Origin of the sequence: Vibrio sp. S17_S38, from assembly GCF_014694375.1 — a bacterium.
Taxonomy (GTDB): Bacteria; Pseudomonadota; Gammaproteobacteria; order Enterobacterales; family Vibrionaceae; genus Vibrio.
Genome location: NZ_JAAUWW010000009.1, coordinates 1 through 23175, shown reverse-complemented (window position 1 = coordinate 23175; position 23175 = coordinate 1). Strand labels below are relative to the sequence as shown.

The 23175-nt window shown below is 39.3% G+C and carries 21 protein-coding genes; 14 read left to right on the top strand and 7 right to left on the bottom strand.

Going from position 1 to position 23175, the window contains the following annotated elements:
- Positions 1-9: 9 nt before the first annotated feature.
- Complete coding sequence (locus HC725_RS08540) at positions 10-1047, bottom strand: LacI family DNA-binding transcriptional regulator (RefSeq protein ID WP_190331402.1); 1038 nt, start codon at positions 1045-1047, stop codon at positions 10-12.
- A gap of 360 nt (positions 1048-1407) precedes the next feature.
- On the opposite strand from HC725_RS08540, the gene HC725_RS08535 reads away from it, so the two are divergent.
- The 5 genes from HC725_RS08535 (at position 1408) to HC725_RS08515 (ending at position 6902) form a co-directional block, all read left to right on the top strand.
- Positions 1408-3057, top strand: a complete 1650-nt coding sequence (locus HC725_RS08535; protein WP_194687910.1) for a phosphoethanolamine transferase — start codon at positions 1408-1410, stop codon at positions 3055-3057.
- A gap of 19 nt (positions 3058-3076) precedes the next feature.
- A complete protein-coding gene (locus HC725_RS08530) occupies positions 3077-3457 on the top strand; it encodes a diacylglycerol kinase (protein WP_190331401.1) in 381 nt (126 codons plus the stop codon).
- A 131-nt stretch (positions 3458-3588) separates the two neighbouring features.
- A complete protein-coding gene (locus HC725_RS08525) occupies positions 3589-4269 on the top strand; it encodes a response regulator transcription factor (RefSeq protein ID WP_190331400.1) in 681 nt (226 codons plus the stop codon).
- Complete coding sequence (locus HC725_RS16855; RefSeq protein WP_190331399.1) at positions 4266-5753, top strand: ATP-binding protein; 1488 nt, start codon at positions 4266-4268, stop codon at positions 5751-5753. The genes HC725_RS08525 and HC725_RS16855 overlap by 4 nt, the downstream gene beginning before the upstream one ends.
- Before the next feature lie 231 nt (positions 5754-5984).
- Positions 5985-6902 (top strand): DUF808 domain-containing protein, encoded by a 918-nt coding sequence (locus HC725_RS08515; RefSeq protein WP_190331398.1) that lies wholly within the window; start codon positions 5985-5987, stop codon positions 6900-6902.
- Positions 6903-7055: 153 nt separating this feature from the next.
- Here HC725_RS08515 and HC725_RS08510 read toward each other — a convergent pair whose 3' ends face one another.
- Complete coding sequence (locus tag HC725_RS08510; RefSeq protein ID WP_190331397.1) at positions 7056-7976, bottom strand: LysR family transcriptional regulator; 921 nt, start codon at positions 7974-7976, stop codon at positions 7056-7058.
- Positions 7977-8205: 229 nt separating this feature from the next.
- Between HC725_RS08510 and hisC the strand changes: the two genes are divergently transcribed.
- Both hisC and HC725_RS08500 read left to right on the top strand, forming a co-directional pair.
- On the top strand, positions 8206-9315 hold the full coding sequence (gene hisC, locus HC725_RS08505) for a histidinol-phosphate transaminase (RefSeq protein WP_190331396.1): 1110 nt from the start codon (positions 8206-8208) through the stop codon (positions 9313-9315).
- A gap of 70 nt (positions 9316-9385) precedes the next feature.
- Positions 9386-10162 carry an ABC transporter substrate-binding protein gene (locus HC725_RS08500; protein ID WP_190331395.1) on the top strand — a complete coding sequence of 259 codons (777 nt, stop codon included), beginning with the start codon at positions 9386-9388 and terminating at the stop codon, positions 10160-10162.
- Positions 10163-10419: 257 nt separating this feature from the next.
- Here the strand turns inward: HC725_RS08500 and HC725_RS08495 are convergent, their stop codons facing one another.
- A complete protein-coding gene (locus HC725_RS08495; protein ID WP_190331394.1) occupies positions 10420-11295 on the bottom strand; it encodes a pirin family protein in 876 nt (291 codons plus the stop codon).
- Positions 11296-11599: 304 nt separating this feature from the next.
- Here HC725_RS08495 and HC725_RS08490 point away from each other — a divergent pair, with 304 nt between their 5' ends.
- The 7 genes from HC725_RS08490 (at position 11600) to arsH (ending at position 17254) form a co-directional block, all read left to right on the top strand.
- Positions 11600-12661: an ABC transporter substrate-binding protein gene (locus tag HC725_RS08490; RefSeq protein WP_190331393.1), complete on the top strand. Its 1062-nt coding sequence runs from the start codon at positions 11600-11602 to the stop codon at positions 12659-12661.
- A 74-nt stretch (positions 12662-12735) separates the two neighbouring features.
- Positions 12736-13503 (top strand): ABC transporter ATP-binding protein, encoded by a 768-nt coding sequence (locus tag HC725_RS08485; RefSeq protein WP_190331392.1) that lies wholly within the window; start codon positions 12736-12738, stop codon positions 13501-13503.
- Positions 13496-14290, top strand: coding sequence for an ABC transporter permease (locus tag HC725_RS08480; RefSeq protein WP_190331391.1), 795 nt, complete (start codon positions 13496-13498; stop codon positions 14288-14290). Before HC725_RS08485 ends, HC725_RS08480 begins: the two co-directional genes overlap by 8 nt.
- A gap of 225 nt (positions 14291-14515) precedes the next feature.
- Positions 14516-14857, top strand: a complete 342-nt coding sequence (locus HC725_RS08475; RefSeq protein ID WP_190331390.1) for an ArsR/SmtB family transcription factor — start codon at positions 14516-14518, stop codon at positions 14855-14857.
- Positions 14858-14988: 131 nt separating this feature from the next.
- Positions 14989-16038: an ACR3 family arsenite efflux transporter gene (gene arsB, locus HC725_RS08470; protein ID WP_190331389.1), complete on the top strand. Its 1050-nt coding sequence runs from the start codon at positions 14989-14991 to the stop codon at positions 16036-16038.
- A 65-nt stretch (positions 16039-16103) separates the two neighbouring features.
- On the top strand, positions 16104-16535 hold the full coding sequence (gene arsC / locus HC725_RS08465) for an arsenate reductase (glutaredoxin) (RefSeq protein ID WP_446751358.1): 432 nt from the start codon (positions 16104-16106) through the stop codon (positions 16533-16535).
- Positions 16532-17254 (top strand): arsenical resistance protein ArsH, encoded by a 723-nt coding sequence (gene arsH, locus HC725_RS08460; protein WP_274601397.1) that lies wholly within the window; start codon positions 16532-16534, stop codon positions 17252-17254. The genes arsC and arsH overlap by 4 nt, the downstream gene beginning before the upstream one ends.
- Positions 17255-17289: 35 nt before the next feature.
- On the opposite strand, the gene HC725_RS08455 is transcribed toward arsH, so the two are convergent.
- The 4 genes from HC725_RS08455 to HC725_RS08440 all read right to left on the bottom strand — a co-directional run bounded on the left by HC725_RS08455 (position 17290) and on the right by HC725_RS08440 (position 23016).
- Positions 17290-17718, bottom strand: coding sequence for a VOC family protein (locus HC725_RS08455; protein ID WP_190331514.1), 429 nt, complete (start codon positions 17716-17718; stop codon positions 17290-17292).
- A 373-nt stretch (positions 17719-18091) separates the two neighbouring features.
- Positions 18092-20557 carry a pectinesterase family protein gene (locus HC725_RS08450; protein ID WP_190331388.1) on the bottom strand — a complete coding sequence of 822 codons (2466 nt, stop codon included), beginning with the start codon at positions 20555-20557 and terminating at the stop codon, positions 18092-18094.
- Positions 20558-20708: 151 nt separating this feature from the next.
- The gene (locus HC725_RS08445; protein ID WP_190331387.1) at positions 20709-22301 is read right to left on the bottom strand and encodes a pectate lyase family protein; all 1593 of its coding nucleotides are present in this window, start codon (positions 22299-22301) and stop codon (positions 20709-20711) included.
- Between the two features lie 394 nt (positions 22302-22695).
- Positions 22696-23016 carry a hypothetical protein gene (locus HC725_RS08440; protein WP_190331386.1) on the bottom strand — a complete coding sequence of 107 codons (321 nt, stop codon included), beginning with the start codon at positions 23014-23016 and terminating at the stop codon, positions 22696-22698.
- Between the last annotated feature and the right edge of the window lie 159 nt (positions 23017-23175).

Sequence of the window (23175 nt, the reverse complement as noted above, 5' to 3'; positions counted from 1 at the left end):
TTTTTATTTTTAATGGGTCACGCTTTCAATTGGAAAACTTTCCCGCCAGATCATTTCATACCCTAATAATACGGATTTTTTGTATTGTCGCCCTGCGACTAATTCAAGAAAGAGATCGACGGCCGATTCGCCCATTTCGGTTGCAAATAGCCGCATGGTAGTTAGGCTCGGATTCAAATGTTGGGCGGTTGGAATATCGTTCATGCTGATGACTTTTATTTTTTTTGGTATGTCAATGTCTCGTTCTTGGATCGCGCGATAAACACCAATAGCAATAATATCTGTAGCAGCAAATACCACGTCAGGCCATTGATTTTGATCTAACAACTCAGACATGGCGTTGTAGCCAGATTCAATGCAAAACAACTGACTGACTTTGCATAACTCGGGATGATAAATTTTTTTCTCTTGAGTCAGATTTCTAAAGACATGTAGCCTGTCCTCATCATTACCAATAAAGGCCGGGCGTTTAGCTCCGCTATTAATAATGTTCGAAACTAGTTCGGTAGCAGCAGCTTTTCGATCAAATAAGACGGAATCACTTTTTTGAGCCAGTGGATTGGAATCAATAAATATTAGCTGCCTATTTTGTTGGTAAATGCTATCAATATCTTGTGGGCTAAAATGACCAACACAAATCACCGCTTGGGCGTGTTGTAGGAAATATTTATTGGCTTTTAAGTGCGACGAAAATGTGTTTCGTAATGAAATATTAAAGTGATGGCAGCGGTTTTCAATTCCAATGCGAATGGAGGTAAAATAAGGGTCGTTTAACTCTTCTGTCGGGGAAAGAGAGTGTACAACGACTAAATTGAGTGTGGTATCACTCGCCAGTTTGAAGTGGGTGCGGGCTGCAATCGCATGATCTTCTTTTTGGCTTTCTTGTTTTCTCTGCCTTGGGGATCGATAGCCCAGTTCATCTGCAACTTTCTTAATCAACAGTCTTTTTTGCTTAGTGAGTGACAAACTAGGGTCATTATTTAATACCCTTGAAACCGTGGAAGGGGAGGTTTCTGTTTTGTTCGCAATATCTTTTACGGTAGTCAAATTAATTATGTCCTAAATATTTCCTAAATTTTATCGAAAGAATGTATTTGAAAAAGTGATAAAAGCTCAAATTATAAGAAATTAAATTTTATGGGGACAAAATTCGGTCTAGATAGCTACATACTTTGATACCAGAGCTTAGCAGAGTTGAGCGAGTACATATCTAACTATGATATTTTTTACGAGTCATGCTTCTTGTCATGTTCTTGCTGTACGAATGAAGGTAGGTTTCATAGAAAATGTTGTTATTCTTTATTGTGTACATCGTTCAATTGAGTTGAGGAAAGATTCAGCTTGTCTTCAGTAAACCTTAAGTTTCAGAGTTTATTCTCGCTTCACTTTGATTTTATAGGTTTCCCCATGAGCAACATTCTGCCTAATAAATGGTTCAATATCGTTTCGCGTCCGACTATGAAAGTGACGACTTTGATCGTCATACTCTCCATATACTATGGTTTTGTGCTGAACTACCCAATAGTGAGTCGTATTTTTTCATTAAGCACAGATGTTCCTGACTTTTGGTTCCCTTATACGGGGCCGTTTGTGCTGTGTTTTGCTTTTATGGTGGTTTTTTCCTTATTAGCTTGGCCTGCTGTTTTTAAACCGATTATGGCGGTTATTACCCTTACTTCTGCCATCGCTTTGTATGGCATAGTGACGTACAACATCTTGTTTGATATATCGATGATAGAAAATGTTTTCGGAACGAATCCATCAGAAATTTCGTTTTATCTTACCTTCCGATCAGCCTTGTATTTTGTGGTGTTTGGCCTTATTCCTACAATATTGATTTTCTGGGTTAAGCTTGAGTATAGATCGTCTATTTTAAAAGAATTACTCAGTCGAATTATTGTGGTTATGATTGCGGTTTGTGGGATCGCGTTGATTGCGGTTACCACCTACAAAGATTATGCCTCGGTAGGAAGGAACAATAAGTATTTAAACAAAATGATTATTCCTGCTCATGTTTATAATACTTTCCAATATGTGAACAGAAATTTCTTAACCAAGCCTTTAGATTATGTTTCTCTTGGGCAAGATGCTGCGTTGCAACCTGTAGAAAACAAGAAGCCGACGTTGGTGGTGTTTGTTTTAGGTGAAACGGCTCGTAGTATGAATTTCACGGCTAATGGCTATGCTCGTGATACTCAACCATATACCAAAAACTTAGGGTTAATTTCGTTTAAAGATGTGTCTTCTTGTGGGACTTATACGGCGTTGTCTGTTCCATGTATGTTCTCGAATATGGACCGAGAAAATTACAAAAAAGCACGCGCTAATAGCCAAGATAATGCCTTAGATATTATTGCAAAAAGTGGCGTTAAAACCTTATGGATAGATAATGATGGGGGAGATAAGGGCGTTGCTAAAAAAACCACGTTGATTGATATCGATCCGAAAAAACACCCGAAATTATGTAATGGAGAAACGTGTTTTGATGAGGTGATGTTAAAAGAAGCACAGCCATTTTTAGCTTCGGATGACAGTAAAAATAAGCTTTTAGTCCTGCATACTATTGGCAGTCATGGGCCAACCTATTTCCAACGTTTTCCTGCTGAAAAAGCAAAATTTGCACCTTGGTGTAATAGTAAAGATATAGAGCAATGCAGCGATCAAGAAATAACTAACGTTTACGATAATACATTGGTATATACTGACTACTTTTTATCGCAAGTGGTTAAAACGTTGGAGCAGTATTCCGACAAATATAATGTGGCAATGATGTATATGTCCGACCACGGTGAGTCATTGGGTGAACTTGGTTTATACTTGCATGGCACGCCGTATTCACTTGCGCCGAAAGAGCAAACAACCGTTCCATGGTTAATGTGGATACCGAAACAATACGCTACTCAGAAACACATTAATCTGGATTGTGTGAAGAGTGAGTCTAAAAAAACGGGCTACTCTCATGATAATTTATTCCATAGTGTTATTGGTTTTATGGGTGTGACAACCAAAGAGAAAAATGATCAAAAAGATTTATTTTCAATTTGCCAATCAAAATAATATTAATTGAGTTTTAAAAATGAACGAAAAAGAAATAGTCAAACGCACCGGTATCAGTCGTCTTATGTATACGCTGGTACACAGTTCTAATGGTGTGAAGTGGTTGGTAAAAAATGAAGCAGCGTTCCAACAAGAATTGATATTGTTTGTGCCGCTAACCGTGATTGCACTATGGCTTGATATTCCAGCCATGCACACATTAGCGATTATGTTATCGATGATGTTTGTCTTATTTGCAGAAATGACCAATACCGCGATTGAAGCAGTGGTTGATCGTGTTGGTTTGGATTACCACGAACTTTCTGGTGTGGCAAAAAATGTCGGTTCAGCGATAGTGACATTAAGTTTAATCATGTCTGCAATGGTGTGGGGCGTGGTGTTATTTACCCGGTTTGCATAAAATAATGAATGTGATTGGTAAAAATTAAGGTCCACGTGTTGGGCCTTTTTATTGAGCTTTTGCCACCATTCGAGTGTTATTGATCTAGTATTTACTCAATACTGAAACTCATTGATACCCTGTGAGAAACTATGAAATTATTGATTATCGAAGATTCTGAAGCGTTACGTCGAAGTATTATGGTGGGCTTAAATAATCTTGGTTTTACGGTTGATGAAGCTGGAGATGGTGCAACAGGTTTAAGCATGGCGTTGCTGAATCCGTATGATTTGATCATTTTGGATTTAATGCTTCCTAATGTTGATGGCATGGATATTTTGAAGTCACTCAGAAAACAAAATATCGAAACCAAAGTGATCATATTGTCGGCTAAAAATCTAACGAAAGATAAAATAGATGGTTTGATGCAAGGTGCTGATGATTATTTAACTAAGCCATTTTCATTTGAAGAGTTGCATGCCCGAATTTTAGCCTTATTGCGCCGAGGTCAAACCAACCAAGTGAGTAATAGTCACCACATCGCTGGCTTTACACTCGATCTTGAAACAAAAAATTTCTCTTATTTGAATCAAGATATAGATTTAACCCGCAATGAATTTAAGATCATTGAATGTTTATTTCTGGCCCAAGGACGAGTGGTGAATGTTGAAATGATCAGCGAAGCCGTAATGGGCAACTTTGACCATTTATCCAAAAATACTATTGAATCACACCTGTCATCGGTACGAAAAAAAGCGCGTGAATGCGGTGGTGATTTACCCATTAAAAATAAGCGCGGTTTTGGCTATATTATAGAAAAGAGTGCATCGTGAAGAATAAAAAGCCTCGTTCAATCAAGCGTAATTTAGTGAATTCAATATCATTTTTATTTGGTGTGATTATTTTTGCCGTTTACTTATCCGTTGATTTAAGTATGGATGGTTGGGCAGATTCACAATTTGATAAAGCCTTGGTGAATAAAACAAATTATTTGAAATCTTTAGTTCGTGTCACTGACGACCAAGTTGATTTTGATGACACCATGATGAGTGAGTCCACGGATAATGGGGATATTCATTATTACCAGTTATGGTATAAAGATAGTATTTTCAAACGCTCTAATTCTTTAAATTCTTACCCAGATTATGAGTTGTTAAAAATTCCTTTACCGCTTAATACCACGCAAATTCTTGATGTAAGATTGCCAAATGGGGAAACCGGAAGAGCGTCAATTTCCTACTTTCTTCCTGATTCTGAGTTATTAAATACCACTCATGTTCACCCTGCTTACTTAGCATTGTATGAATCAAATGACTCCTTAGAGGATATGTTGCTACTTTTGGATTTATTATTGATAGTGAGCTTTTTCTTCTCTCTTTTCTTAATGCGATATATTGCCACGCGAATTGTTAATAAGGGTTTAGCTCCATTACAGTACCTTAATGAAGAGATCAAAAAAATTGAGGTGAACTTGAATCTAGGGGACTCTACTGTTCAGTTAATTGAAGATCCTGCCTCAGAGGTACCAATTGAAGAAATTGCGCCAATACGTAAAGAACTGAATGCGTTTATTACGGCAAATCAGCTTTTTTTACAAAATGAACAACGTTTAACCAGTGATATTGCGCATGAATTGAAAACGCCTATTGCTGAGATCATGAGTTTGAGCGAAGTCTATATTCGTTATCCAAATGATGAGCGTATAGGGAAAACCTATAAAGAAGATATGCTAAAAATATCCACTAGAATGAAAAACATTGTGGACAAACTGCTTCTTCTGCATCGTTCTTCATCGAAGTTACTGCATCTTGAGTATGATGATGTTGATACCGAGAAAATGATCCAGCAAGTGCTAGATGATTTGTTATTCAAGGCGCCTAATATCCAAGAGAGAGTGACTTGCGATCTGAAAACGAGTCTTTTGTATGGCGATTCATTTTCTCTTAATGTGATTATTAATAACTTACTTGATAATGCGCTGTTTTATAGCCCCGATAGCTCTAAAGTTGATATTGAGATCCTACCGACTGGTGATGAAAATAAATGGCAGTTACAGGTTAGCAATAATCTACGCCAACCACTCAGCCAGCAAGATATTGAGCATATTTTAGATCCTATGTACCAAGCCGATAGTTCGAGAACTTCCAATGAACGACATGGGTTAGGGCTTGCGATCGTGAACAATATTTGCATACAAAATGCTTATCAATTGACTTTTAACACCGATATTCCTGATCGCATTATTTTTAGTGTTGGACCAATCTTATCGGCATCGAGTGATCATTTGGAAATCGTAAATGAGGAAATAAAAGGCTGAAAAGCTTCTGTTTTTCTTTTTTTATATTTCGTTAAGATGCTTGCTTAATAGACACTATTTATAATTATAGAGTCTATTATCCCCCCTTCATATTATGCATCTTTGCACCTCTACCTAACGCTGGTCGTTAGGTAGATATTTCTTTATTATCCAGCCAATAAAATGCTTTTGAGTATATATTTTTCTATTATCGTATTATGATCCAGATCTGATTTTTATTTAGGAAAACTCATGGCTGGATTAAGTCTGCTTACATTATTAGATGATATTGCTTCTGTGCTTGATGATGTGGCATTAATGTCGAAAGTGGCCGCTAAAAAAACCGTTGGTGTATTAGGTGATGACTTAGCATTAAATGCCCAACAAGTTTCGGGCGTGCGGGCTGAACGTGAGATTCCTGTTGTATGGGGGGTAGCAAAAGGATCGTTTCGTAATAAGTTGATTTTAGTACCGGCTGCTTTGCTCGTGAGCGCGATCGCTCCTTGGCTAATCACTCCTGTTTTATTAATTGGCGGCTTGTACTTATGCTACGAAGGCGCTGAAAAGGTACTGGAAAAATATCTTCATCATGAACATCCCGTCAATAATCAATCAGATGTCAATCAAGACAATAATGCTCTGACTCCTGAGGAGCTTGTGGCCTATGAACAAAAGAAAATCAAAGGCGCGATTCGTACCGATTTTATCTTATCACTAGAAATCATCGTGATTGCATTGGGGATAGTGCGAGGGCATCCGCAATTAACCCAGATTGCAGTGGTAAGTCTTATTGCATTTATGATGACGTGTGGCGTTTATGGGCTTGTCGCTGGTATTGTCAAATTAGATGATTTAGGTTTCTATCTGCAACGAAAAAGCCAAAGAAAGGGCGCTCTTAGTTTTTTAGGTAATGGTCTTGTTGCTATGGCGCCTAAATTAATGAAAGTGCTCACTGTCGTTGGTACTATCGCGATGTTTTTAGTTGGTGGGGGTATAATTGAGCACAGTCTACCCATGATACATCATTGGACATTAGCGCTTAATGCACCTTTTGCAGCGCTGACGTTTGTGAACTCAATCACACCCCTCGTCATTAGTGGTTTATTAGGTCTAATTGCCGGATCAATATTAGTTGGTATTGGACAAGTATTTTTTAAGTTGAAGCATTAGATTCAAAACTGGCTTTCTATAATAGCCCAATGGATATCGTCCTATTTCAAGCTGTACTTAAATGATGAGTGTTGTCGTTTGGTATCGCTTGTTGCACTTATCTATATCTACTAGAGCTTGTTGTTTGGCATAGTATCTCAACATGCTTGAGCTTTAATTTTCTGCGTTTTCAACTTCTTTGCATAGCCACGTAATTAATAGATTTAAACTTTCATTCGCAGTCAATTTTGGTCGAACTAAGTAATAACCCTTTCCTGATGTAATGCGTAGTGGATGCGGTGTTACTAAACGACCTAATTCAATTTCTTGTTGTGCAAGTGTCACATCACCAATTGTAATCCCAAACTTTTGAATGGCAGCACTCACTGAAAGGTCAAGAGTGGCAAAGTGTTGATTTTTAGCGCCGGTTAAATGAATGAGCTGAGGCTGTTGTAGCGCTTTACTTGCATGAGTTAGCCATAAATCCCAGTCCGATTTTTGTGGAGTCGCATGCAGCCATGTGAGTGAGTTAAGGTTCGCTAAGTCAAAACTTCCATTTCCCTTTTGTTTCGTAAGTAACTCTGGTGAACACATGGGCGTGAGCACTTCTTCAAACAGTAAATCAGCAAGTAAGTTTTCAGCATTGTGTGAGTAGTCGCCATAGCCAATAGCAGCATCGAAGGATTCAGCGGTAAAGTTAATTTGATGCTTAATGGTTGAGGTCAGTTCTACATCAATCTCTGGATGAGCTTGCTGAAAATTCATTAACTTAGGGAGTAGCCAAGGTGTAATGCAACTGGGTGCTTTTAGTTTTAGCTTTTGCTTATCGTAGGAGATTTGTTCTACGGCACGTTGTAACTGATTCAAAATCGACTCTACCGATGCCATAAAGGTATGTCCTTTGCTGGTCAATGTTAATCCTCTCGCATGTCTTTGAAATAGCGTCACATCCAGTTTTTGTTCTAGTGAGCCAATTTGTCGACTAACCGCGCCTTGAGTGAGGTTTAAACGTTGTGCTGCGGCGGTAAAATTTTGCTCTTCTGCAGTGATTAAAAAAGCATGCAGCTCTTTCGTTGAAGGTAGTCGGCTAAACATGGCGTTCCTTGTCTGTTTATTTTGTTTTTATGGACGCATGGCTTTTGTTATTTTATCTTTTTAGTTATGCGTTTTTATCATGGCTAGTATGACAACTTTTCGATTCTAATTTCAACTTGATTTTGTATATGATGTGAGTGTAAAAAATAAATATGCATATATATGGCATTAATATTTATTATTTATCGCATTTGTGTATTTTATTATTCAATTTAAACTGAGGGTGGTCATGAAATCATTAGCTGAAAAATTAGTTCCACCAGCGGTAGAAAAACTCATACCTTATCAATCGGCACGTCGTATTGCTCGTCAAACCGAAAATACAGGGCACTTATGGCTTAATGCAAATGAGCTTGAAAGTAGCTGCCAATACGGTGATGTGACCGAAGGGAGAAACACGCACTATAATCGTTACCCTGATTTTTTACCTCATGATATTGCCGCTGACTATCAAGCTTATTGCGAGCATCAATCTAACGTCGTATTTCAACCAAACCTTGAAACCATTGCGGTGAGAGGCGCCGATGAAGCGATTGATTTATTAATTCGCACGTTTTGCCTACCGGGTAACGATCAAATTCTAGTGTGTCCACCTACTTATGGTATGTATGAGTTTTGCGCTGATGCCTTTTCTGTTAATACTACTGTGGTGCCATTATTAGAGAACTTTCAATTGGATCTCGCCACGATAGAAACCAAGCTTGATAAGACCAGTTTAGTGTTTTTATGCTCGCCTAATAATCCTACTGGCAATGTGCTGCATCAGCAAGATCTGCTTACCTTATTAGAAGCCAGCAAAGATAAATCGCTAGTGGTGGTTGATGAAGCTTATATTGAATTTGCACCGCACACCTCTGTGGTAGGTTTAATGGCTAAATATCCACATTTGATTGTGATTCGAACCTTATCAAAAGCTTTTGGTTTAGCGGCGATTCGGGTGGGTTTCATGTTGGCAGATTCTAGCGTGATGACCTATGTTTCTCGTTTAATTGCACCTTATCCTATTGCTGATCCTAGTGCTGAAATTGCTCAAAAAGCATTGAGTCCAGCAGGAATTAAGCAGATGGAGCAGCAAACCAAGTTGCTAGCAGAAGTAAGAGACTGGTTTATTGCTGAAATTTCAGAATTAGCTATTGTCGAAAAAGTTTATGCTTCGAGTACTAATTTTGTTCTCGTGCGATTTAACACTCAAAGTAGTATGTATGATTACTTAATTAGCAAAGGCATTGTGGCAAGAAGCCCAGCCAATGAATCGAGTGTGAAAGGCTGTGTTCGTATCACCATTGGCAGCAAAGCCAGTATGGTTGAAACATTAAATACGTTAAAACAATATACCTAATATAAACAATACGCCTAATACAAACAGTATATCTAATATGAGTAACATAATAATTTAAAAGGATTTAGTCATGAAAAAAATAATTACGATTGCGGCTGTGCTTTGTTCTATGTTGTGGTTACCGGCGCAAGCAGCTGATCAAAAAGTAGTGCGTTTATCTTCAGATTTCACCTATCCACCTTTTAACTACAAAGATTCAAATGGTGAGCCTGCAGGTTTTGATATCGAAATTGCCGCGGCATTATGTAAAGAAGCTAATTTTAAATGTGTGTGGAGCACTCAAGATTGGGATGGTTTGATCCCTGCATTATTAGCGCGCAAATCGGATGTCATTATGGCTTCAATGCGCATTACTGAAGAACGTAAAAAACGTATTCTGTTCACCAATAAGTATTACCAAACTCCGGCTCGTTTTGTCGCAAAAAGTGATGCTGGTTTTACTCTGGATAAAGCAGGACTAACAGGCAAAAGCATTGGCGTTCAAATTGGTACTATTCATGATACTTACGTGACGGAAAAATTTGGTGATGTGGCGACGATCAAACGCTATAAAGGCCAAGATGAAGTCTATTTAGATTTGGAAAATGGTCGTCTCGATGCAGCGTTTGGTAATGCTGACCAACTTCAATTAGCGTTCTTAGATAAACCATTAGGAAAAGGTTTTGTGTTGGCGGGCACGCCAGTAACGGATAAAGCTTATGTAGGAGAGGGAACGGCGTTAGCTCTGCGTAAACAAGATATCAAGCTTGCGGAGGCTTTTAATAAGGCAATAGCAGAAATACGTAAAAATGGCACTTACGACAAAATTGCAGCTAAATATTTCAACTTCGATATTTATGGTGATTAGGCCAAAAAATCATAAAGCTATTTTTTAGTTGTAGCGAATTTTAAACAAAAAAATCCCTGCTTTCGTTTACTCTAAAGCGATAAACTAAGCAGGGAGTGGCTATTATGATTGCGAATCAGAAGCACACAAAGTAATTATAACGATCTATTGATGCTTGGGTATGTTAACTATTCATGAAGCTTTTAGTTTTCGATCAACATCTCAAATAGCGCTAGCTCTGAAGCTCCATGTAGTTAGGTAGTTAACTATGATAAAGACTAATAACGATGAAATTTACCCGCTTGATAGTCATTAATTGCTTGGTTAATTTCATTAATGCTGTTCATCACAAAAGGTCCGTGGTGGACAACTGGCTCATCAATCGGTTCACCCACAAAAATCAGCAGTCCAGTATCAGAATCCGATGTTATTTCAATTTCATCATGGCTATTTAGCAACGGGATGACAGGTTTCATGATGGCAAAATCACTTTGCTTTAATGATTTTTCTGAAACGGTCACATCACCTTTATAGACATAAATAAGTGCATTATGGCTACTTGGTATTTTGAGTGAAATAGTGTTACCCGCTTGGGCTTTCCAATCAGCGACAGTAGCAGGTACGCCTGTATCCGTTAATGGACCTTGTAGTGGTTCACCATTCACGATTAAGTCGCCTGATAAAATTCTCAGTAAATTCGTTTCGGTTATAAATTTTTCAGTAATTGATTCAGGCTGAAAATCAAAATATTTAGCAGGCTTCATTTTGTCGCGCGCTGGTTGATTAATCCAAATCTGAAAACCGTGTAATTGACCATCTTCCATGATCGGCATTTCGCTGTGGATCACGCCTTGCCCGGCTGCCATCCATTGTGCGCCACCGCTGCGTAATTCACCTACATTACCCATATGATCTTTGTGTTGAAAGTGCCCATTCATCATATAGGTTAATGTTTCGATACCGCGATGGGGGTGCGGAGGAAAACCACCCACATAATCTTTTTTGTCGTCAGCTTTTAATTCATCCACCATTAAAAACGGTGAGAAGTATTTATTATTAAAACCAGCAACCCGACGAATTTTCACCCCGTCACCATCGGATGTATTTTGAGATTGCATAACGAAATGCACGGGACGTTGATTTAATTGAGACATAGTGACCTCGGGATAGTTAGTTGATATACATTCATAATAGAGCAAGATATTGCGCTTGATGATAGGGGGAGATAAATGAACTTGTTCGAAAAAATCGAACAACAAAAGTAGTTATGTATGTAATTGAGATGTGTACAGCGGCTATGAATGCACCTTTAAGCGAAGAGTGTGCGGTGGGGGCTGTAATGATCATTGATTCCACTTATAAAATGACATAGCTTAGTAATAACCTCCGATTTGTAACAATTTATAAATGCATTTTTTCATTAAGATAACGATAAAAATAACCGTCATGGAGAACAGGATGTTCAACCCTCAAAGAAAACCTCTACTGGCCTTAATTGGCTCACTTGCTGCTTTATCCACTTTTTATACCGCTAACGCTTTCGCGCAAGATACCACTGCGGTTAAAAACACAGAAATCACTGTGGGCGCACTACGTTTCACCAGCCATGCTGCGACTTTTGTGGCGCTTGAACGTGGGTACTTTAAGCAGCAAGGTTTGGATGTGAAACTGAAATTCTTCCAAGCGGCGCAACCAATGGCAGTTGCGGTGGCATCTAAAGATGTTGATTATGCGGTGACCGCAATGTCGGGTGGTTTGATTTCCTTGGCTGATAAAGGCGCGATTAAAATTATCGGCGGTTCATTGTCAGAAGATCCTAAAGTCAGTGGTCAAAAAATTGTGGTTTCAAATAAAGCATTTGAATCTGGCGTAACCGATCCGTCTAAACTTGATGGAAAGACGTGGGCGATTTCCCAGAAAGGATCGTCGTTCCATTATGTTGGCGCACAAATTGAAGCCCAAGATCACATCACCATGCACTTTAAACCGTTGCAAAAAGTGGGCGCTATTATTGGAGCAATGAAATCAGGTCAAGTGGATGCATGGTCGATTGTGCCACATATTGCTAAGCCTTTGGCGGATGCCGGTGCGGTTCATATTATTGGTAATGTGTCGGATTACTTACCCAATTACCAAGTCACCACTATTTTTACCTCCACGCATAATGCTACCGACGAACGCGCGCAAACTAAAGCATTTCTGACGGCAATTGCTAAGGGTGCGGCGGATTATAATGCTGCCATGATTGATCATACCGCGGGTCAGCAAGGTGAAGATGACATGGTGAAACTAATCCATAAATACATTTATACCGATCAACCTCTCGACAAGGCTGCCCCAAGCATCATCAATGGTTCGATGCGATTGAATGCTGATAACTTCTTAAACATGGGCTCTTTACAAAATCAATTGGATTGGTTTCAGCAAGGTAAGATGGTTAATACTTCAATCGAGCTGACTGATATTGTGGATACCAGTTATGTTAAAACAGTTGATGCTAAATCGGTTGCGGTTAAATAAGTTGATAAAAAAGCAATTGATACGAAAGAAGAGCCCACTAAATAAGAATCCATTAAATAAATACCAGAGACACTATGAATTTAAGCATTGAACAACTGGGTCATTCGTACGGACAAATAGAAGTACTGCGTGATATTAATTTGGACATTCCTACCGGAAAAATCGTGTGTATTGTTGGACCTTCTGGCTGTGGGAAATCCACGCTATTACGGTTAATCGGCGGTTTAGAGCAAGCAAGCAGTGGACAAGTTTTACAAGTCGGCGAGCCGCCACAAGCATGTTTGAATCCGCTAACGTATGTATTTCAGCATTTTGCGCTGCTGCCTTGGCGCACGGTAGAAGGTAATATCAGCGTAGTATTGGAAGATCATAAACTGTCGAAAGGACAAGTAGACATCATCATTACCGATGTTTTGGCACGAACCAATTTAAGTGATTTTCGCCACGCTCTGCCCAAGCAATTATCGGGCGGAATGAAACAACGAGTGGCGATAGCCCGTGCGTTGGCAGTGAAACCGGCGGTAATGTTGATGGATGAACCTTTGTCGGCACTCGACAGCCAAACCCGCGAGCTATTGATGGATGATTTGGTGAGCTTGTGGATTAAAGAACCTTTCACTGCGGTATACGTTACGCATAATTTAAATGAAGCGGTGAGGTTGGGCCATAAAATTGTGGTGTTGTCTCGTCGCCCTGGTTGCATTCACGAAGTGGTTGAAATTGATACACCATTGAATGAACGTCATGCGGGAGATGCAGCGTTAGCCGAAAAGCAATCTTACTTATGGAACTTAATGCGAGATGAAGCGATGGCCGCAGAAGGAGAGTTGATTGATGGATAACCTAACTCAGAAACCGGTGCCATTTCGCGGCGGAGGTTTTGCTCCTCAGCCGAAACCTTGGGTTGGTGTCATTGTGTTTATTGCATTGATTGCGCTGTGGGAGTTAGGCTCTCGCAGTGGATTTCTGTCACCACTAACCGTTCCTCAACCTTCTAACGTGTGGGCAACTTTTGTCGATCTCTATCAAAGTGGTTTGTTATGGCAGCAATTGTTGCCGTCATTAACTCGTTTAGCGGTAGGGGCGAGTATCGGTGTGTTGGTTGGGATCAGTCTAGGGTTAATGATTGGTTTGTTTTCATTGGCGAGAGCAGGGCTAGTACCATTAATCTCAGCAATTTTCCCAATACCTAAAATCGCATTATTGCCGTTATTTGTTATTTGGTTTGGTATTGATGAAGCTTCTAAATATGCACTCATCGCTTTTGGTACTTTTACCCCAACCGTGGTGGCGACTTATGGCGCGGTCGATAATGTCGATCGTTCGCTTATTCGTATGGGACAAAGCTTCTCAATGTCGTGGTTTTCGATTGTGCGTAAAATCGTACTGCCGGGCGCAATGCCGGGCATTTTATCCGGTCTGCGAGTCAGTTTAGCGATTGCGATTATCTTGCTGGTGGCGGCAGAAATGCTTGGCGCTGAATACGGTATTGGTGCATATATTCTTGAAGCTGGTTCTCTGTACGATCTCGACCGTCTATTTACCGGAGTGGCGATATTGTCGCTGCTTGGCATCATTATCAGCTTTGTGATTGGGAAAATAGAAAAGCGGCTGTTGAAGTGGCGTTAGAATTTAATTATTGATATGACGATAAATGCCCCACGAAGATTATTATCTCGAGAGGCATTTCTTTATCTGGTTTTTGGACAATTTTACGTTATGAATAAAAGCACGTTACGAATAGAAGGTTTTACGATCCTGTTTTATGAACGAAATATGTAAAATATTCTTGCCATTTACAGAGACTACATCTATTGTTATCGTAATTCGACGATAAACGAAATAAGTAATAATATGATCAAAGCATGTAGCTCAACCAATCAACAAGCTTTTCAAGTTAATACGGATGATTTAGCCCGAGAGCTACAATTCTCTAAACTAGCTAAAGCATTATCACATCCCGCTAGAGTTCGGATCTTAACCATATTATTGAGATTAGATCGCCTTGATGGTTGTCTTAATAGTGATTTGGTTTCCCAATTAGGGCTAGCACAATCAACCGTATCAGAGCATTTACGCATTTTAAAAGTCGCTAAATTGATCAGTGCCGAGCCGATTCCACCTAAAATGTGTTATCGCATTAATCGAGCGACATTAAATGAATTCAGTCATTTATTTGATGATTTTAACAATTAATCATGACGCCCTTTACAGGCTAACACACAATGTAATTGCCCTTTTAAACAAAGAAAATTATTTCTTATTAGCAATAAAATCGTATTTCGACGATTTACGATAATAATAAACTTTACACATGAGGATAAACCATGGAACAGATATGTAAGCCTAAATTAGGTTTTCTAGACCGTTATTTAACGCTCTGGATTTTTCTTGCCATGCTAATTGGTGTTTTTATTGGGGTGGTATTTCCACAAATTGCTAATTGGAACGAATCAATGAGTATGGGATCGACCAATATCCCACTGGCGATTGGACTAATTTTAATGATGTATCCACCGCTTGCTAAAGTTGATTATAGCTTACTTGGACAAGTCACTAGAGATAAAAAAGCCATTACTTTATCGCTGGTTATGAACTGGATTGTTGGCCCCATTCTGATGTTTGCTCTTGCGATGATCTTTTTAGGTTCTCATCCCGGCTATATGGTGGGTATTATCATGATCGGACTGGCACGCTGTATCGCGATGGTATTAGTTTGGAATGATATTGGCGGTGGTAATAAAGAATATGGCGCGGCATTGGTGGCTATTAATAGTGCGTTTCAAATCGTTACTTACAGCTTTATGGCGTGGTTATTTATTACGGTTCTTCCACCTGTTTTTGGCTATGAAGGTATGGTAGTGGATATTTCCATTGGTGAAATAGCACAAAGTGTTGCTATTTACCTTGGAATTCCATTCTTAGCGGGTTATTTAAGTCGTAAATGCTTAGTTGCGGCTAAAGGCATTGATTGGTACACCCAAGTATTTATTCCACGTATTTCCCCAATCACGCTGGTTGCTTTATTGCTTACCATTATTCTGATGTTTAGCTTAAAAGGCGAAATGATATTTGAATTGCCGTTAGATGTAATATTAATCTCGGTTCCATTGTGTATTTATTTTGTTGTGATGTTTTTCACCAGCTTCTTTATCGGTAAAAAAATGGGCTTACCGTTTGATAAAAATGCTTCTATTGCTTATACCGCAACAGGCAATAATTTTGAATTAGCCATTGCCGTATCTATTGCCGTTTTTGGGATTAATTCACAACAAGCTTTTGCTGGTGTCATTGGCCCATTGATTGAAGTACCCGTGTTGATTTTCCTCGTTAATAGAGTACTAAAAATGAAACCTAATTACCGTGTAAAAAACTGAAAAAGTGTATGTAATTTAATACTTAATATAAATACCAAATATTCTAACCAATAAGTGAGAAAATAATGATGACAACGATTACTATTTACCATAACCCAGAATGTGGTACATCTCGTAACACCTTGGCACTTATACAAAATACAGGTGTAGAACCCGAAGTAATTCATTACTTAGAAACGCCACCAACACGCGAAACGTTAATGAAATTAATTGCAGATATGGGGATCTCGCCTCGTGAATTACTTCGTAAAAATGTTGATCCATTTGAAGCTTTACAACTTGCCGAAGATAAGTTTAGCGACGCTGAGCTAATTGATTTTATGCTGGTCGACCCAATTTTAATCAACCGTCCAATAGTGGTCACCCCAAAGGGCACCAAACTTTGCCGCCCTTCTGAAGTGGTGCTTGAGCTTTTAGATGCCCCACAACAAGGTGAATTTAATAAAGAAGATGGTGAAGCAGTTATCAATAAACAAGGACAGCGAGTGTCTAAATGAGTAATTTTCAGAATGAGATGCCAGCATTAAAGCGCGAGCTACTATTTTATGATATCAATGTTGATCATAGTGGAGACGAACCTTGTTTGCAGCCAGTAAAAATTTTGATGCTATATGGCTCGGTTCGAGAACGTTCTTATAGTCGCTTAGCCACACAAGAAGCGGCTCGATTATTGGAATATATGGGGGCAGAAGTTCGTATTTTTAATCCATCAGGTCTGCCGTTGCCTGACGATGCGCCGGACACTCACCCTAAAGTGCAAGAATTACGAGAAATGGTTCGCTGGTGTGAAGGAATGGTGTGGTGCTCACCGGAGCGTCATGGTGCGATGACCAGCATTATGAAAGCCCAAATTGATTGGATCCCTTTAACTGAAGGTGCGGTTCGTCCATCACAAGGAAAAACACTCGCTATCATGCAGGTAAGTGGTGGATCTCAATCATTTAATTCATTAAACCAAATGCGTATCTTAGGACGATGGATGAGAATGTTTACCATACCTAACCAATCTTCAGTAGCAAAAGCATGGTTAGAATTCGACGACGAAGGCAGAATGAAACCTTCAGCTTATTATGACCGGATTGTGGACGTTATGGAGGAATTAATGAAATTTACTTTACTATTACGTGGCCGAGTTAATGAATTAACAGACCGTTATAGCGAACGTAAAGAAAGCGCCGCTGAATTATCCGTTAGAGTGAATCAAAATAATATTTGATCTAGGCCTATATCGTTTTGCTCAGCGACAATATCTTATGACTTAGCGAACAGCTGACTCGTGTCTTTAAAGGCTTTGAATTCTAATGCATTACCACAAGGATCGAATAAAAACATGGTGGCTTGTTCCCCAACTTGATCTTTGAAGCGGATGTAGGGCTCAATCACAAATTCAATATTAAAGTATCTTAGCCGGTCAGCAAGCGCTTCCCACTGTTCCCATTGCAACACAATACCAAAGTGAGGCACGGGAACATTGTGACCATCCACGGCATTGGTGTGTGCATGTTCTTGAGTGGTGGTTTTTGGGTGCTCATGAATCACTAATTGATGGCCATAGAAATCAAAATCGACCCAATGATCACTAGAGCGGCCTTCTTCGAGCCCAAAAACGCGATGATAAAAATCACGAGCAGTAGGTAAATCGTAAACAGGGATGGCAAGGTGGAAAGGGGATAATGTCATAAATTCTCCAAGCGATTTAGTCAATAAAGGAATATTCATGTTGTCACTTATAATAAAAGTGATGCAGTTACTATAGTTTATAGAACTATCATGTGTTGAATGGATCGCTGTATTTGGATCTGATAATAATCGTAGTCTTGTGCTGAGTTAAAATGGATAACTAATTATCTCCAGATTTTTCTTAAGTTATTCTTACTTATTTTTATGATGTTTGATTATTAAAATGGTTTATTTCAGTGGTCGTGATGCTAACTATTTTAATATTTGTGGTGATAATATAGCGTTGTCCTTTCTCATAGCTTTTAGAAAATCGCCTTAAAATCACGTTAGGCATTTTAAGGCGGGAGATTATTTGTTTTCGTTTTAATAATCGTTATGGTTGAGGGTTCCAACCTTGACCATTATTGTAATCACTAAAGATGGCACTTCGAGTTAAATAAGGCGTGGCTTCTTGCTGAGAAAGCAAATACACGCCTTGTCTTGCGCTTAGATTTATTGGATTACCACTAATATCCATGGTATTGAACTCACGCCAGCCGGTGGTTGCGGTTGGTGTACTTGGATTAGGGCTTGGTTGCCCATTAATGCCTTCTACTGCCCAGCCAATATTCGCAATGTGTGAGTCGACGTTGCTGTTGATGAGAACCACGTTATCGTAATAATTACTGTATCCTGCACTGCGCGCAAAATAGGTGGAACCTCCTGCAACCGTATTTCCTACTGGGCCTGCGCCATGAGTAAACTGACTATTGAGGAAGACAAACCCCGGAGAGTCTGCCGCTACGGTTCGTGCTTGTAAAATATAGCCGCCAAGCGTCTCAAGGTTGGTACCATCTTTGGAGTCGCCAAGGGTTCTAATTTCGGAGTTTTCGAATAGAGCGGTGTGATTATTTCCCCAAATAAAGTCGACATTACCGGCAATTAAACTGTTGTAAAACCAGCTGTAGCCTTTGAGTTGGAGAGTGTCTTGCTCACTGATAAAGTGCACATTCTTTGCTATAAATCGTTGCTGATCGCTGCCGTTAAAATACAAGGTTTCAGCTTGGTTAGAAGCCGTGCTACTGCGAATATGGCTATTTTTTAAGGTTAAATTTTGCAAGGTGAAGTTATCCGAGGACTCGACTAGAAGAACACTTCGACCACCTTCAACGCCATCTCCCACAGAAGATTTTCCCGAACCCGAGTTTAAGGTTTCATAGTTGTCATATTCGATAATTGTATCTTGTGGTGATATGCCTTTAATAGTGAGGTTATTTTGGTTGGCAATATAGAGTAATTCTCGATAAGTACCGGCAGCTAAATTAATGTCCACTGGTGTGTTGGGATCGCCTTTTTTCATGACATAGTTTAACGCGCCTTGTAAGGTGGAAAAATCACTACTGGCCGAAGTACCAACGTTAATATTAGTTGGATTCGGTGAGGCTGTTTTGGTAGTAAATTGCCATTGGCTATTTTTACCAAGTCCGGCAAACTCTTTGCCGCCAATCTGTGCTCCACTGACCACATCATCACCGACCACAATATAGTAACTTTCACCTGCGTCTAAGGCATCACTATGAGGCTGAATATGCAAAGTATTATTGGTTAGGTAGATTGGGTTTTGGTTGACGTTACGGTGTTGTTCTTGATTTTTATATCCAAGAGAGTTCACATCATTTTGTAGATATAAAGTATCTACCAACACATCATCATTGCTGCGGTAAATTCGCACTTCACCTTTGGCGCTTAACGCGGGAGAATTATCAAAGGTGAGGGTGAGTTCCGTATCAATATGCTGTTCAGTGCTATTAATGGCGGGCATAACTTTATTGTCTAAATCGTAGCTTTGAGTTGGCATCACAAAAGGGGCTTCAACATTAACCGTAATACTTTTTGCTAGAGTTGGATCGGATCCAGATTGGAAAACCACTATGGCTTGCCCGACTGATAATGGGATTAAACTGACCAAGTCACCGGATTGATGAATGGCGATTATTTTTTTATCATTGCTTTGAACTGTGAAGTCATCGGCTGTCATACCATCGCTTTGTATTGCGGATACCTGAATATCCAGTGATTCTCCGCCAGCAATCGCACTGTCCCAAGTCGGTTGTTTATAATCGAGTACCATTAATACTGGTTTTAATCTTGGGTTACCGACTTTGATGTAATCGACTTCAAATGAACGGTTGTTGGTGAAAATGCCAAAAGGCCCCGGTTGTAATAAATCAATGCTGGTTTGTGGGATGGTTTGGCTACTGATTTTTTCACCGTCCATGTATAAGGTCATTTGGTCGCCTTCAATATCAAAGCGAACTTTGTACCAAGTGCCATCATCTCCATCGTTGGCACCTAAATAAATGGGAGTAGAAGTTTGTGATGGACGGCTAATTGAACCAGAATCACTGACGGCCATTTCCACTTTGGTACTGCTTGGCGAGTTTTGTAAGTTCATCCCTCCACCCAGCCAATTACCTTCACCTTGCTGATGTGCAATAAGAAATAGCTGTTTATTAGCGGTGGTACTGTTTTGCCTTGGACGGATCCGACCTTCAATAAAATAATCATCATGTGCTGAAATTTTACTTTTTCCGTCTTCGCCGATCATTAATATTTCACCGCCTTTACTGCCAGCGGTATATCGTAAATAGCCACTTTTCGCTGGCATATCAAAGATGCCATCCGGATCGCCACCTTCTGTTGCCAATGTATCCCATTTGCTTAAATCATCTTTGTTAAAATCAGCACAGAAATAGAGATCTGTCATATCTTGGCAGACTGGTAATAGTTCTAGCTTAGTTTGATAGCATCCCGACAATATTAATGTAGAGAGCAACGGTAAGGCCAATGTCTTATTCATAATGTCCCTTTAGAATAGATATTTTTATAATTGAATAGAGTGAAACGTGATGCTTTTGTTCGCAGTAATTTTATTTGCGAGCAATCAGTTTCTGCTTTTTAAAATGGTGAGAAATGAGTGAGAAACATTTTCTCACTCATGATGGTATGACCTATTTAGTGCTCAGTTTTCCTGAACCTGCATTAGCCAATATTTCAGCTTTGAGATGCTTTGGTTTTTCTAATTTATAACGGTAGGTTTGTTTCGGCAGCCAGAATGCATTTTCATCTTTTGGATCAAGAATCGTGACGTTAGCATTAGAGCTTGAGCTGGTGGATTTATCGATGGCAAATGGAGTGAAATCAACCACGCTATTATTCACAACGTTACCGCCAGAATAAAAGTAAGTGCCACATTCTGCGACTTGGTAGCCTGCTTTGGTGCATTTATCGATGTTGGACGTTTTAGAGCTAAAGCCAATGATTTTGGACCAATCTTCGGTGCCTGAAATATCAAACACGTTGTTTTCTGCATAAATTTTAGATGCCGTGCCTAAAATAATGGCATCTCCCATTTTATAAACAGTTTCTTCTGCATTTGCATTCAAGTTGTAATAGTTGTTGTATACATGGACGCGACCAAAGCGTACGCGAGGCATCCGTTGACCTGTATTTTCCCAATAGTTATGGTGGAAAGTGACATCAATTGAACCTGGGCCATAATTGATTTCTGGATTGGCTGAATCACTACCACCCAGTAAGTTAGTTTTATCGTGGTTTTTAAATACGTTATAAGAAATGGTGACTTTACTGGAGCCATTGGTGACATCGACTAATCCATCATGGTGTTGCACTTTTTGTTCTTTCTCGTTGTAAGGCGCGGTAAAGACTGGAGGGAATTGATCATCGGTGCGAACACCATCGCTAAAGGTGTTGTGATCCACCCAAACATGTTGTGCATTATTTAACGTGATCAGATCGTATTCTGAATTCCAACGTCCACCTTCTATAGAAAGGCAAGCAGCAGGATTTTGAGTATCACTGATAAAGGTTTCACGGCAATCGCCTTGACCGAATTCATTAGTATCAATTTTAAACGAATCCGTTGAACTCCAACCTGGGAAATCATCAAACGCATCTTTGAATTCAATATTACGGATCACCACGTTGGTGACAGGCTCTGCGTCTTTTTCGCTTTTTCCTAATACCAGTGAACCATGTTGAATTATGGCATCACTGCCCACACCTAAAATGGACGTATTGGAACCTACTCGTAACACAATATGGTTAGCTTGGGCTTTTTGATAGCAAGAACGAGCATTTTCTAAAGGGCCACTAACTGGCTGTGGTTTGCCATTACTGGCTAAATCTTGTTTATTCCATTCATGTGGATTAAATCTCTCGCGATAAGCGGTATAGAAGTCATCATAATTGGTATAACCAGAATCAGAACACTGCGCCATGTAGTCGGCTGGAGTCACGGCTTTTCCATCGCCATCGGTTGATAAATCAATTAAACCTTTAACGTAAATGATTTTGGCAGTATTACTTGGGTTGGCATTTAAATTCGCATCTTGCGATCCATATAAAGCAGTGATCAATTGATGTCGATTTTCTACGACGTAGGTTTCTGTTTCTTTTGCGGTATTTCCTCCGGTTACTGGCCCATCTACAGCTGCCCATCCATCAGCGCCTAAAGACGTAATATCATAATTACAACCTGAAACTAGCAAGCTGATTACAATACCAAGTGATAATTTTTTCATACATTCCTCGTATTATTACTTTCATATTATTGGAATGTAATTTATAGAACATGATTTTAAAAAACAAAGCACGCCATTTCATTTTGTTGATCTTTGTCATGCGTTTATGACGGAATTGGATTAAAATAAAGCGTTGGATCAATTAAATTCTGGGGGATAAATGAACGTTTTCTGTTCATTAAGTCATCGATTGGTTTATTTTAAAACGAAAGGCTTCTTGGCAGGTATCTGAATATTTAATACATAATGAGAAAAAGAGTAGTGTTAATGATATGAATAAAGCGGTGTGTATAAGCCAAATGACACGGCTGTTTTCCTGCAGGGGTGTCATTTAGTACCAAGATAAACATAGATAATGACTCCTTATTATCTAAATTTCGTTTAATTGGTTGTATTAGTTTTTATCACCAATAATGCTGACGGTTTTTGAAATGGCATTACCATTTTGGTCATTAACCGTAAAGGTATAGCTTTGTATATTATTGCTATGGTTTACGAAATGCATCTGACCATGATCATTGGTCATTACTTGACGAGATCCCATGCCGTCGACAGTAACAGGATAATCGGTTAATGGCTGACCATTTTGTTCTACGGTGACTATCGCATTATTGTAGCGTTGAGATACTTGTAAAGTTACATCTGATGAAGATGCAGCCATTGCCGCTGAACTAAATAGAGTTGTGATAGCGATTGCAGTTAATAATTTTTTCATGGTATTTCCTCCGTCTGATTAGACTCACCAATGAGCTAATCAATATGCAGTAATTATAAGTGTGATCATTATCACAATAAATTGGAATTATTCGTTCAAGTCGGTCAAATAATTCGAATGTTGTGGATTGGCAAATGATTGTTAGCATTTTTGCAACAT

Coding starts and splice junctions, on each gene's coding strand:
- HC725_RS08455 (WP_190331514.1), bottom strand. CDS start 17,718: ATGACATTATCCCCTTTCCACCTTGCCATCCCTGTTTACGATTTACCT.
- HC725_RS08475 (WP_190331390.1), top strand. CDS start 14,516: ATGATCAAAGCATGTAGCTCAACCAATCAACAAGCTTTTCAAGTTAAT.
- HC725_RS08535 (WP_194687910.1), top strand. CDS start 1,408: ATGAGCAACATTCTGCCTAATAAATGGTTCAATATCGTTTCGCGTCCG.
- hisC (WP_190331396.1), top strand. CDS start 8,206: ATGAAATCATTAGCTGAAAAATTAGTTCCACCAGCGGTAGAAAAACTC.
- HC725_RS08485 (WP_190331392.1), top strand. CDS start 12,736: ATGAATTTAAGCATTGAACAACTGGGTCATTCGTACGGACAAATAGAA.
- arsH (WP_274601397.1), top strand. CDS start 16,532: ATGAGTAATTTTCAGAATGAGATGCCAGCATTAAAGCGCGAGCTACTA.
- HC725_RS08450 (WP_190331388.1), bottom strand. CDS start 20,557: ATGAATAAGACATTGGCCTTACCGTTGCTCTCTACATTAATATTGTCG.
- HC725_RS08495 (WP_190331394.1), bottom strand. CDS start 11,295: ATGTCTCAATTAAATCAACGTCCCGTGCATTTCGTTATGCAATCTCAA.
- arsB (WP_190331389.1), top strand. CDS start 14,989: ATGGAACAGATATGTAAGCCTAAATTAGGTTTTCTAGACCGTTATTTA.
- HC725_RS08530 (WP_190331401.1), top strand. CDS start 3,077: ATGAACGAAAAAGAAATAGTCAAACGCACCGGTATCAGTCGTCTTATG.
- HC725_RS08510 (WP_190331397.1), bottom strand. CDS start 7,976: ATGTTTAGCCGACTACCTTCAACGAAAGAGCTGCATGCTTTTTTAATC.
- HC725_RS08445 (WP_190331387.1), bottom strand. CDS start 22,301: ATGAAAAAATTATCACTTGGTATTGTAATCAGCTTGCTAGTTTCAGGT.
- HC725_RS08525 (WP_190331400.1), top strand. CDS start 3,589: ATGAAATTATTGATTATCGAAGATTCTGAAGCGTTACGTCGAAGTATT.
- arsC (WP_446751358.1), top strand. CDS start 16,104: ATGATGACAACGATTACTATTTACCATAACCCAGAATGTGGTACATCT.
- HC725_RS08440 (WP_190331386.1), bottom strand. CDS start 23,016: ATGAAAAAATTATTAACTGCAATCGCTATCACAACTCTATTTAGTTCA.
- HC725_RS08515 (WP_190331398.1), top strand. CDS start 5,985: ATGGCTGGATTAAGTCTGCTTACATTATTAGATGATATTGCTTCTGTG.
- HC725_RS08480 (WP_190331391.1), top strand. CDS start 13,496: ATGGATAACCTAACTCAGAAACCGGTGCCATTTCGCGGCGGAGGTTTT.
- HC725_RS08500 (WP_190331395.1), top strand. CDS start 9,386: ATGAAAAAAATAATTACGATTGCGGCTGTGCTTTGTTCTATGTTGTGG.
- HC725_RS08490 (WP_190331393.1), top strand. CDS start 11,600: ATGTTCAACCCTCAAAGAAAACCTCTACTGGCCTTAATTGGCTCACTT.